We start from the raw sequence: 11,516 nt of genomic DNA, 5'->3' as shown, positions 1-11,516 counted from the left end.
GCCGATGCCCTGACGGGCACGGTCGACCGGACGGCGTCAGCCGCGGTCGACCGGACGGCGTCAGCCGCGGTCGACCGGAACGGCCGTGACGCCGTGCTCACCGGCGACGACGACGACCTCGCCCTCGCCTCGCCCAGCCACGACGGCGACAAGCTCCTCGAGCGCCCAGGGCCCGGCCACCCCGTCGGTCCGCGCCCACAGCTCGACGCGTCCACCGGTGCGCCGCGCGAGCGCCTGCGCGATCTCCGGGTCGGGCGGACCAACGAGCAGCACGAAGCGCGCCCCCCGTTCGCGCGCCTGGACATGGTCGCGGTCTCCGCGGTAGACGCCCCAGTGGTAGGCCGACAGCAGCCCCGCGGCGACGATGACCGCGACGGGGAAGCGCAGCCCCCGGACGGTCTCCGCCGTGACTCCTTGCCCGAACAGGTCCTGCAACAGGACGTAGACGCCAAGGAGCAGCGCCACGACAGCTGCAACCCCGGCCACGCCGAAGAGGAGGAAGACGTAGATGCGCCGCGTCGGCGACCCGTGTTCCTCGTCCGGGTGCGCCGCCGCTGCCGCCTGGATGCGGCGCCAGAAGAGCCACCAGACGGGACCCCCGACGAGGATCAGCGTCAGGCCGCCCAGCATCGTGTTGAGCGCGCTGGGTGCACCCGAGAGGATGTCACCGGACCCGGCTGCCGCTTCGAAGACGGCGACGACGAGCATCATCAGCCCCGCGGCCGCCGCGACGAGCCCGACGCCCGACATGGCGTACTCGTAGATCCGCCGCACCTCGGTGCGCTCCGAGACGGACTCGGGCGCCTGCTCCGCCTGGAGGACGGCACGGTGGTACCACCAGATCAGCGCCCCCACGAGCGCAGCACCCAGCGATGCGGGCGCGGAGTCGAAGTGCGACGCCGCCGAGCCGGACGCCGGCTCGCCCACCACCCAGACAAGCACGTCGTAGAGCAGCAGGCTGGCCGAGGCGACGGCGGTGACGAGGCCGGCGGCGACGCCGGCGAGCAGGACGTAGGCCAGCCACAGCGGCGAGCGCCGGTAGCGCGTCGAGGGGACGACCCAGTAGACCAGCCAGGCGGTCAGGCCGACGGCCAGCGTGATGGCCCCCGGCAGGAAGAGCTCGTCGCCGCCGGCGAAGAACGAGTCGCGAGTGAACCCGAAGAAGGTCGCGAAGACGTCGCCCAGCAGGCCCGTGGCCCCGACAGCCGCCACGACCAGACCGACGATGGCGGCCAAGAAGCGGTGCGGGGCAAAGGCGTCAGCAGGCAGCAGCCGCCGGCTCACCCACCAGTGCGCGAACCAGAGCAGCCCCCACACGAGCAGGCCGGCCATGGTGGAGGCGGACCCGCCGCGCACCCCCGTGGCCCACGAGAGCGTCTCGTGCAGGGCAACCATGGCGGCGACCAACGTGCCGAGGCTGGCCGCGGTCAGGTAGAGGTTCCAGGCCGGCGAGCGGGCCTCGCGCGGGTCGGCGCGGAAGCGCCGCACCGTCCAGGCCGCCACCATGGCGAAGAGCGGGACGCCGACGACGGTGAACGCGGTGTACAGCGCCAGCAGTCCCGGATCCTCGGCGACGGTCGAACCCAGGTCGAAGAGCCGGCCGAGCAGGCCGGCAAGGCCGACACCGGAGACCCACAACAGGCCGAAGAGCAGGAGGTACTGGAAGAACCGCCGGATGCCGTGGCCCTCGCCCGGCTGCGGAGCTCCGCGGCGCGAGACGCGTCGCACGCCCCAGACGACGAGCCCGATGATCAGCAGGAGGGGCAGGAGGCCGCTGAAGAAGCCGAGAACCTCCATGACCTACTCCTTCCAGCAGTCGTAGAGCGGCCAGGGCACACCGGTGATCCGCCAGTCGCCCGAGGAGCGGACGAGCCGGTAGCTCTGCGGCTCGCGGTACTCGGACGTCTCGAACGGGCCCCCGGAGCCGAAGACGAGGTCGACGCGCACCGTGGCCGAGTCGGCGTTCTGGGTGCTGTCGACGAGGACGACCCGGGTGGCGGACATGCCGGAGGTCCCGGCGCGGTCGAGGTCGCCGACGTCGCAGTCGCCGGCGGGGTCCAGCCAGCGGGCCGCCTCGTCGGCACGGCCGTCGAGTGCCGCGTCGACGTAGGCCTGGACGGCGGCTTCCGGGCTGCCGGCGTCCAGGCGCGCACTGGGCCGTCCCCGGGAGACCAGCGCTGCGACGACGGCGAGGACGACGATGCCTGCGAGTGCGATCGCGAGGATGCGGTTGGCCCTGCTCACCTGCCCATCATCCTGCTGGTTCGGGCCGTTGCGCGGCAGGTTGTGACGGGCGAGTCACGGCCTGCGCATCGGCGTCACTCGGCCAGCCACGCGGCATACGCGTCGAAGGTGTAGGTCCGGCCCAGGAAGTCCTGGACGAGGTCGGCGGCATCGTGGCGGCCGCCCGGCGCAAGGACCTTGTCGCGGTAGGCGCCGGCGACCTCCGGGTCAAAGAGGTCGTGCCGGTCGAAGGCCGAGAACATGTCCTTGGCGATGACGAGCGACCACATGTAGGTGTAGTAGCCGGAGCTGTAGCCGTCGAGGTGCCCGAAGTGGCAGTGCATGTGGGTCCCCTCGATGTAGGGAAACACCGAGTATCGCCCCATCAGCTCCTGCAGCCGGCCGGTCAGGTCGGTGGTCGCGTTGACGTGGAGGTCGTAGGAGAGGGCCGCGTAGAACATCTGCGTCCGGGCGTCGTAGCCCTTGCCGAAGTCATCCGCTCGCCGCATCGCCGCGACGAGGTCGGCCGGGATCGTCTCACCGTCAGCGTTGCGCGCGAACGTGGCGAGGACGTCGGCGTCCCAGGCCCACTCCTCGAGCATCTGGCTGGGGGACTCGACGAAGTCCCACTCGGTGGCCACCCCGGAGAACCGCACCCACTCCTGGTCGCCGGCGACGACGTGGTGCACGAGGTGCCCGAACTCGTGGAAGAGCGTGACCACCTCGTCGTGCTCCATCAACCCACGGTTGAAGTTGCAGACGAGCACTCCCTCGGCGAGCTGCTGCCCACGGACCCCGCGGACGAGGTCGAACTGGGCGGCATGCTTGTACTTGCCGTCGCGAGGGTGCAGGTCGAGGTGGATCCGCCCGATCCGCCGGCCGCGGAGGGCCACGTCGTAGGTGGCCACCTCGTCGTGCCAGGTCGGCGCGTCCGTCACGGGCAGCCACTCGAGGCCGAAGAGGCGGCCGGTGACGTCGAGCAGGCCCTGCCGGACGGCCTCGAACGGGAAGTAGGTGCGCACCCGCTGGGCATCGACCGCGAGCTGCTCCTTGCGGACGAGTTCTGCATAGTGCGGGACGTCGGCGCCGTCGATGTCGGTCGCGTCGGGGCGGTCCTGTCGCAGCCGCTCGAGCAGCACGGCCTTGTCGCGGGCGGCGCTGGCAGCGGCGAGGTCGGTGATCCGGTCGATGAAGTCGGCGATCGCGCTGCCGTTGCCGATCATCTTGACCTCGGCGTCGTAGTCGGCCCAGGACGCGTAGCCGAGCAGGGCGGCCGTCTCGCGGCGGACCGCGAGGATCTCCTGGAGGACTGCGTCGTTGGCCGGCCAGCCGATCGTGAGGAACTCCTTGACGAGAGCGCGGCGAGCCTCCGCGTCCTTGGCGAAGGTCCGGAAGGGCACCACGTCGGGGTAGTCGGTCGTCACGGTGACGAGACCCTCGCCGTCGGCGGGGTGGGCGTCGATCCAGTCCTGGGGCATCCCCTCGAGCTGCTCTGGACGAACGCGGATCGACCGGACGCCCTCGCGGATGTTCTTGCTGAAGTCCTGGCTGAGGAGCAGACCCTGCTCGCTCAGCTCACGCAGGCGAGACCGGGTGGCCTCGTCCCGGTCGACGCCGGACCGGCGGAAGTCGCGCAGGGTCCGCTCCAGCAGCCGCCTCGCGTCGCTGTCGAGCCCACTGGCGTCAACGCGGGCGAGCACCGCGTAGAGGTCCTGGTCGAGGCCGAGGTCGGTGTCGAGCTTCTGCACCGCCTGGGCGACCAGCTCGGCCCGGTCGCGGACGTCCTTGTCGGGGTGGACCTCGGCGAAGAGGGAGCCGACGGCGGCCGCATTGGAGAGGGCGACCTGCGCGTCGTTCCAGAGCCGCAGCACGTCGAGCGCGGAGGTCGGCGTCGAGACCTTGAGCTCGTCGACGAGGGACTGGCAGCGGGCGAGCTCGTCGTCGCCGCGCCGGCCGACCCAGTCGAGCCAGGTGTTGTCGGTGGGCAGGGCGAGAGGCATCGGCTCAGTCGGGTGCACCACGGCACTGTATGCCGCTGGGCTCGCTCCCTGCTGGAGGTTTCCTCTCGGGGTGGCTCAGTCCCAGAGGCGCAGCGATCGGCTGAAGATCTGGGTCAGGTCCTCGGGCGTCACCGTCCTCGGGCTGGTGGCGAGGAGTCGCTGTTGCTTGAGGGCGCCCGCGACGAGGCCGTCGATGTCCGACTCGGCGTAGCCGACTGCGTGCAGACCGTTGGGCAGGTCGAGGTCGCGCATGAGGTCCACGAGGATCCCGGGCAGGACGTCTCGGGGACTGCCGTCCCACGGGCCGCGGTGGTCCGGGTCGAGCAGCTCGGCCGCAGCCAGGTGCCTGGCCGGACTCGCCTCGAAGGTCCAGCGGAAGGCCTCGGGTGCGGTGAGAGCGACCGCCATGCCGTGCGGGACCATGGCCTCGTCCGGCGGGTAGTCCCGCGGTCGGAAGTCACGGACCTGGCCTGCGATGGGATAGGCGTTGGCGTGCGGGACGTGGACACCGGCGTTGCCGAAACCGAGTCCGGCGAAGGTCGCGGCGAGCGCCATGTCGGCGCGGGCGGAAGGGTCGCCACCGGACTGGACGGCTGCCCGGAAGGCGCGCGAGAGCAGGGACATGGAGCGTTCAGCCCAGAGGTCCGCCACCGGGTTGGCACCGCAGTAGGGGACGCGCTGCTCGGGAGCCTTGCGGTCGAAGCTCGTGTAGGGCCGCGCCGTCCAGCTCTCCAGGGCGTGGCACAGGATGTCCATCCCCGCGCTGGCGGTGACACCGCGGGGCTGGGTCTCGGTGAGGCCGGGGTCGACCACGGCCAACGTCGGCCGGAGCCGCTCGTGACTGATCCCCGTCTTGACCTTGAGGGCGAGGACGTCGAGGACGCAGATGGTGGTGCTCTCCGCGCCGGTCCCGGTGGTCGTCGGGACCGCGACGAGCGGCAGCAGCGGGTTGGCCGGCGGCTGCCCCCTGCCGATGGGCGCGTTGACGTAGTCGAGGAGGTCACCGGGGTTCGTCAGCATCAGGTTGACGGCCTTGGCCGTGTCGATCGACGAGCCGCCGCCGATGGCCAGCACCGCCTCGAACGGGCCGTCCGCACGGGCCCGGTCCACCGCGGACCGGAGACTGGCGTCCGTCGGCTCCACGTGTGCCGAGTCGTGCACGACCGGCTCGATGGCGTGGGCCCGCAGCTGGTCGGCCACCCGTCCCGGCGCGCCGGTGTCGAGGACCCCCGGATCGGTGACGATGAGCACGCGTCGCGCGCCGAGCTGGGCCACGTCGTACCAGATCTCGTCTGCGGCGCCGGGACCGTAGCGCAGTCGCGGAGCGGCGTAGGTGAAGACCGACTCGTTCATGCGCCCACCTTCCCAGCCGACGCGGGGTGAGCGGTGGATCAGGAGGGAAGAGACGCCATCGCAGCGCGCAGTGTCCTGGGACGCGGTTGGCAGACCGGACAGGAGAAGGACGACCGGTTCATGAACTGCTCTCGGCGCATCAAGGTGCCGCAGCGGTCGCAGGGGGTGCCTTCCCGGCCATAGGCGTGCAGCGACCGGTCGAAGTAGCCGCTGGCGCCGTTGACGTTGACGTAGAGCGCGTCGAAGCTCGTGCCACCTTGAGTCAGGGCCTCGGCCATCACGTCGCGGGCGTGGTCGAGCACCCGGCTCAGGACGGGCTTGGTGAGCGTCGCGCAGATCCGCTCCCCGTGCACCTGGGCCCGCCAGAGAGCCTCGTCCGCATAGATGTTGCCGATGCCGGAGACCAGCGACTGGTCGAGCAGGGCTCGCTTCACCGCGCTCTGCCTCAGCTTCATCCGTCGCACCACGGATGGCTGGTCGAACGATGCTTCGAACGGGTCCGGCGCGATGTGATGCACCGCGTCGGGGATGCCGTCGTGGGCGAGCGGCGAGAGGGCCAGCCCTCCGAAGGTCCGCTGGTCGACGAACCGCAGCTGGGGACCCTCGTCGGCGAAGTCGAAGATCGCGTGGCAGTGCTTCTCCCGGGGTGCGTCACCCGGCTTGACGAGCATCTGACCGCTCATCCCCAGATGGATGATGAGGGCCTCGTCGCCGTCGAGGACGAGCCAGAGGTACTTGCCGCGACGGGCGGCGGCAGTCACGGTCGTCCCACGGACCCGGTCGGCCAGGTCCTGTGGTCCGGCGACGTGCCGCCGGGCCACGCGCAGTCCGGTGATGGCCGCCTCGGCGATGCGCCGACCGACGACGTGCTCGGCCAGTCCCCGACGGACGACCTCGACCTCAGGCAGCTCAGGCATCGCTCGTCAGGCCGGCCGGTCCGCACTCGCTGGTGTGGTGGCACCCGCGACGTCTGCGCGGCGTCGGTCGAGCGTGTGCCAGGCCTGCTTGGCGGCCTTCTGCTCTGCTTCCTTCTTGCTGCGGCCGTGCCCCTCGCCCAGGACCTCGTCACCGAGGACGACCCGGGCGTGGAACTCCTTCTCGTGGTCGGGCCCCTCCTCGTCGACCCGGTACTCCGGAGCGCCCTGCCCGACGGCGGCGGCGACCTGCTGAAGGCTCGTCTTCCAGTCGAGGCCCGCGCCGAGTGTGGCCGCCTCCTCGAGGATCGGGTCGAAGTGGTGGTGGATGAACTGGGCGGCGCGCTCGATGTCGGTGGAGAGGAACACCGTGCCGATGAGGGCCTCCATGGTGTCGGCCAGGATCGACGCCTTGTCGCGGCCGCCAGTGGCCTCCTCACCCTTGCCGAGCATGACGAACTGGCCCAGGTCGAAGGTGCGGGCCACGTCGGCGAGCGCGCGCATGTTGACCACGGCCGCCCGAAGCTTCGCCAGCTGCCCCTCGGGCAGGTCAGGATGCGTCCGGTAGAGGGTGTCGGTCACGACGAGCCCGAGCACCGAGTCGCCGAGGAACTCCAGACGCTCGTTGTTGGGGACGCCGCCGTTCTCGTAGGCGTAGGAGCGGTGCGTGAGGGCACGCAGCAGCAGCGGCTCGTCGATCTCCTGTCCGACCACCTCTTGCAGGTGGGCGAGCAGGGCATCGACGGGCCGCTGCGGGACCGCCACCACACCCGCGTCGCCGTCGCTCACGGGGGTGCTCACGGCCGGGTCAGGCCTGGTGCTCGGTGCGCTCGGCTGCGGCGTAGTAGCGACCCTTGTACGTGCCGCAGGACGGGCACGCGATGTGGGGCTGGGCGGCGGCACCGCACTGGGGGCACGTGGTCAGCGTGGTCGGCGTAGCCTTCCAGTTCGCGCGACGCGAACGGGTGTTGGACCGCGACATCTTCCGCTTCGGGACAGCCACGTCAGTTCCTCTTCTCTTGCGGGTCGTCCGCCAGCAGTCCGCTGAGCGCCGACCATCGTGGGTCAATCACTTCATGGTGGTGGTCCGGGTCGTCCGCGAGGCGCGCTCCGCACTCGGAGCACAGCCCCGGGCAGTCCTCCCGACACACCGGCTGGAACGGCAGCGCAGGCACCACTGCGTCCCGGAGCACGGGCTCGAGGTCGATCAGGTCGTCCACGAGCTCGTACACGTCATCCTCGTCCGAGTCGCCCGCCACCTCGTGGTGGTGAGCAGCCCGATCGGCGTAGGCGAACAGCTCCTGGAATCGCACGTCGAGCTCGAGCTCGACGGGATCCAGGCACCGCACGCAGGCGCCGGTCGCCGTGCCGGAGACCGAACCCGTGACCAGAACTCCCTCGACGACCGACTCGAGTCGCACGTCGATCTCCACCGGCGAGCCGGCCTTGATCGCGATGACCTCGGTGCCGAGGTCCTCGGGGAGCACCACTGTCCGCTGGAGCTCGTGCATCGCCCCGGGTCGCCTGTGCAGCTCCCGGGTGTCGAGCACCAGGGGCGAACGGGGATCGGGACGGTCCATGACTCCTGCAAGCGGTAGATGTGGGTTCGGTCCGCGCCAAGGCAGACGTGGACCGACGTCCAAGGCTACCGGAGTGGGTAGGCACGCCCCAAATCAGCGCAGTCGGGTCAGCAGCGCCTCGAGAACGGGCTCCGGGACGAGCCCAGAGACGTCGCCACCGAAGCGGACGACCTCCTTGATGAGGGAGCTGGAGACGTGCTGCAGGTCTGGTGCCGCTGAGAGGAAGAGGGTCTCGACGCCGGTGAGGTGGCGGTTCATGTGGGCCATCGGCAGCTCGTAGGCGAAGTCGGTCCCGCCCCGCAGTCCCTTCACCATCGAGGAGGCGCCCACCTCGAGGCAGACGTCGACCACGAGCCGGTCGGCCCAGGCCGCGATCCGCACGTTGTCCAGGTGGGCGAGAGCACCGTGCAGCAGGTCCAGCCGCTCGTCGACGGCGAACGTGCCCTGCTTGGCCTGGTTGTGCAGCACGGCGACGACCACCTCGTCGAAGAGCGCGGCCGCGCGCTCGATGACGTCGATGTGCCCGTTGGTGACCGGGTCGTAGGAGCCGGGGCAGAGGCAGCGTCGCGGTGCGGTCGTCACGGGCTTCAACCTACGCGACACCGCCGCTGATCGGAGGCTCGGCGAACCAGATGGTCGTCTCTCCGTAGCGCTTCTCCCCGGACAGCTCCAGGCCCGGCGGCCAGGAGGGCTGCGGTGATCGGGTGGAGCGCTCCACGACGACGAACGCCTCGGGCCCGAGCCAGCCCTGCTCGACCAGGGCGGTGAGGACGTCGCCGAGCGCAGCCTCACCGACGTCGTAGGGCGGGTCGATGAGGACGAGGTCCATCCGGATCCCGGCCGGCGGCCCGCCGCGAAGCACCCGTTCCACCGTGTCGGTGATCACCCGGACGCCGGGGATCCCGACGACGTCGATGTTGGCGGCGATGACCTTGGCAGCCTTCTTGTCCGACTCGACGAGCAGGACGAGCGAGGCGCCCCGGCTCGCTGCCTCGAGCCCGAGAGCGCCGGAGCCGGCATAGAGGTCGAGGACGTGGGTCCCGTCGAGCAGGCCATGGTGCTCCAGCCTGCTGAAGAGCGCCTCCCGCACCCGGTCAGAGGTCGGCCGGGTGCCCGACCCGGCGGGGGTGCGCAAGGTGCGCCCTCCGGCCGAGCCACTGATGATTCGGGTCATCTCAGCCTCGCTCCAGCCAGACGGCCTGGTCCTCGTCGAGGCGGGTCGCCACGGCCGCGGCGAGCGCGGGATGCCTTCGCAGCTGCGCATCTGTCTCGACGAGCGCGAAGGCGTCCTCCCGAGCCTCGGCGATGATCTCCTCGTCCTCGGGGCGCGTGAGCCGCAAGTGGCGGATCGAGCCGCTCCGTCCGCTCTGGCGGGCGCCCAGCACGTCGCCCTCCCGGCGGAACTGAAGGTCCGCCCGCGCGAGCTCGAAGCCGTCAGTGGTGGCCGCGACGAGGTCGAGCCGCTCGCTGGCCGGCTCCCCCGGGTCCTTGGTGACGAGGAGGCACAGGCCGGGGACCGTCCCTCGACCGACCCGGCCGCGCAGCTGGTGCAGCTGCGAGATGCCGAAGCGGTCGGCGTCGATGACGACCATGACCGAGGCGTTGGGGACATCGACGCCGACCTCGATGACCGTGGTCGCCACCAGGACGTCGATGTCGCCGGCGGCGAAGGCACGCATCGTCGCTTCTTTGCTGTCCGCGTCGAGCCGACCGTGCAGCACCCCGATCCGCACGCCGGCGAGCTCCGGCTTGGAGCTGAGCTCATGCCACATCGTGTAGACACCCGTGAGCTCGCGGGCGGGGGCTGGCTCTGGGCCCTCGTCACCGTCGGGCCACTCGCCTTCGCCCTCGTCGAGCTGGGACCAGTCGACGGGCTCCCAGTCCACGGCGTCCTCCTCGGACGTGTCTGAGGAGAGCAGCGAACCGGGGTCCGGGTCACCGATCCGCGGGCAGACGACGTAGGCCTGGTGCCCCTGTGCCACCTCCTCGGCCACCCTCTGCCAGGTCCGCTCCATCCAGCCCGGCTTCTCGGCCCTGACGACGTGGGTGGCGATCGGGGACCGACCACGCGGCAGCTCACGGAGCGTGGAGGTCTCCATGTCGCCGAAGACGGTCATCGCCACGGTGCGCGGGATCGGGGTCGCGGTCATGACGAGCACGTGCGGCGGGGTCGCCCCCTTCTCGCGCAGGGCATCCCGCTGCTCCACGCCGAAGCGGTGCTGCTCGTCGACGACGACCAGTGCGAGGTCGGCGAACTGGACGTGCTTCTGGATGAGCGCATGGGTCCCGATGACGATGCCTGCGGCACCGGAGGCGGCATCGAGCAGGGCCGCGCGCCGGGCCCCGGCGCTCTGGCTGCCGGTCAGCAGCGCGACCTTGGTGCCGATGTCGCTGCCGCCCAGCATCCCGCCCATCGCGAGATCGCCGAGCATGCCGGAGATCGAGCGGTGGTGCTGCGCGGCCAGGACCTCGGTCGGGGCGAGGAGGGCCGCCTGTCCTCCGGCGTCGACGGCAGCGAGCATCGCCCGGAGCGCGACCACCGTCTTGCCCGAGCCCACCTCTCCCTGGAGCAGCCGGTGCATCGGGCGGTCGCGGCCGAGCTCGGCCAACAGGACGTCGCCGACGACGCGTTGGCCCTCGGTCAGCTCGAAGGGGAGGCGCCGATCGAACGCGGCGAGCAGGCCGCCCTCCCGTGGCCGTCTCGGCGTCCCGACGACGGCCTCGGACGCCTTGCGTCGTTGGGCGAGGATGGTCTGGAGCACGAACGCCTCGTCGTACTTCAAGCGGCGCATTCCCGGGTCGGGCCGCTCGGTGAGGCGGGGGCGGTGGACCAGCTCGAGGGCGTCGGCGCGGCCGAGCAGGGAGCGACGCTCCCGGAGGTCGTCCGGTACCGGCTCTCGCAGGTGGTCCACGCTGTCGAGTGCCTGGTGGACCAGCTTGCGCATCCGGAAGGCGTTGAGCTTGCCGGTCACGGAGTACACGGGCACCCAGTGCGTGCGGTAGTACTCCACCTCGGACTCTGCCTCGTCCTCGCCGATCAGCTCGTAGTCGGGGTGCGTCAGCTGGAGCCGGCGACCGTAGGCGCCGATCTGGCCGACGAAGAAGCCACGCACGCCGGGCAGCAGCTTGCGCTCGTGCCCGTAGGCGTTGAAGAACGTCACGTCCAGCTGGTTCCCGGCTGCATCCGCGAGGGTGACGTTGAGCAGCTTCCCGCGTCGGTTCCGCATCGGGCGAGTCGTCGCGGCGGCCACCTCGGCGACGATGAGCACGTTCTCGCCGACGCGCAGGCGCGAGAGGTCCGTGAGCTCGTTGGGCGGGAGGTACTTGCGCGGAACGAGCTCGAGGAGGTCTCCCACGGTCTCCACACCCTTGTTCTTGGCCAGTGCGGCGGCCTCCGGCTTGCGCAGCAGCTTGGTCAGCGGCGAGTCCTCGGTCAGGAGCGGCAT

11 protein-coding genes are annotated in these 11,516 nt (G+C 71.1%); all 11 read right to left on the bottom strand.

Annotation, left to right across the window (positions count from 1 at the left end):
• Positions 1-60 precede the first annotated feature (60 nt).
• On the bottom strand, positions 61-1,797 hold the full coding sequence (locus OO014_RS08250; protein ID WP_272461822.1) for a DUF5671 domain-containing protein: 1,737 nt from the start codon (positions 1,795-1,797) through the stop codon (positions 61-63).
• Between the two features lie 3 nt (positions 1,798-1,800).
• A complete protein-coding gene (locus tag OO014_RS08245; RefSeq protein WP_272461821.1) occupies positions 1,801-2,244 on the bottom strand; it encodes a hypothetical protein in 444 nt (147 codons plus the stop codon).
• 74 nt (positions 2,245-2,318) lie between these two features.
• Positions 2,319-4,241 (bottom strand): M3 family metallopeptidase, encoded by a 1,923-nt coding sequence (locus tag OO014_RS08240; protein ID WP_272461820.1) that lies wholly within the window; start codon positions 4,239-4,241, stop codon positions 2,319-2,321.
• Positions 4,242-4,298: 57 nt separating this feature from the next.
• The gene (locus tag OO014_RS08235; protein WP_272461819.1) at positions 4,299-5,576 is read right to left on the bottom strand and encodes a hydroxyacid-oxoacid transhydrogenase; all 1,278 of its coding nucleotides are present in this window, start codon (positions 5,574-5,576) and stop codon (positions 4,299-4,301) included.
• A gap of 38 nt (positions 5,577-5,614) precedes the next feature.
• Positions 5,615-6,493: a bifunctional DNA-formamidopyrimidine glycosylase/DNA-(apurinic or apyrimidinic site) lyase gene (gene mutM, locus OO014_RS08230; RefSeq protein WP_272461818.1), complete on the bottom strand. Its 879-nt coding sequence runs from the start codon at positions 6,491-6,493 to the stop codon at positions 5,615-5,617.
• A 6-nt stretch (positions 6,494-6,499) separates the two neighbouring features.
• The gene (gene rnc / locus OO014_RS08225) at positions 6,500-7,258 is read right to left on the bottom strand and encodes a ribonuclease III (protein WP_420485488.1); all 759 of its coding nucleotides are present in this window, start codon (positions 7,256-7,258) and stop codon (positions 6,500-6,502) included.
• Between the two features lie 40 nt (positions 7,259-7,298).
• The gene (gene rpmF, locus OO014_RS08220) at positions 7,299-7,493 is read right to left on the bottom strand and encodes a 50S ribosomal protein L32 (RefSeq protein WP_013493135.1); all 195 of its coding nucleotides are present in this window, start codon (positions 7,491-7,493) and stop codon (positions 7,299-7,301) included.
• A gap of 1 nt (position 7,494) precedes the next feature.
• Positions 7,495-8,070: a YceD family protein gene (locus OO014_RS08215; RefSeq protein WP_272461816.1), complete on the bottom strand. Its 576-nt coding sequence runs from the start codon at positions 8,068-8,070 to the stop codon at positions 7,495-7,497.
• Positions 8,071-8,163: 93 nt separating this feature from the next.
• Entirely contained in the window at positions 8,164-8,652 is a 489-nt protein-coding gene (gene coaD / locus OO014_RS08210) for a pantetheine-phosphate adenylyltransferase (protein ID WP_272461815.1), read from the bottom strand.
• A 10-nt stretch (positions 8,653-8,662) separates the two neighbouring features.
• The gene (gene rsmD / locus OO014_RS08205) at positions 8,663-9,244 is read right to left on the bottom strand and encodes a 16S rRNA (guanine(966)-N(2))-methyltransferase RsmD (protein WP_272461814.1); all 582 of its coding nucleotides are present in this window, start codon (positions 9,242-9,244) and stop codon (positions 8,663-8,665) included.
• Between the two features lies 1 nt (position 9,245).
• Complete coding sequence (locus tag OO014_RS08200) at positions 9,246-11,516, bottom strand: ATP-dependent DNA helicase RecG (RefSeq protein WP_272461813.1); 2,271 nt, start codon at positions 11,514-11,516, stop codon at positions 9,246-9,248.

The sequence above is a fragment of the Intrasporangium calvum genome (genome assembly GCF_028446585.1).
Classification (GTDB): domain Bacteria; phylum Actinomycetota; class Actinomycetes; order Actinomycetales; family Dermatophilaceae; genus Intrasporangium; species Intrasporangium calvum_A.
Note: the sequence above shows the minus strand (reverse complement) of the source record. Positions and strands in the feature narration are given on the sequence as shown.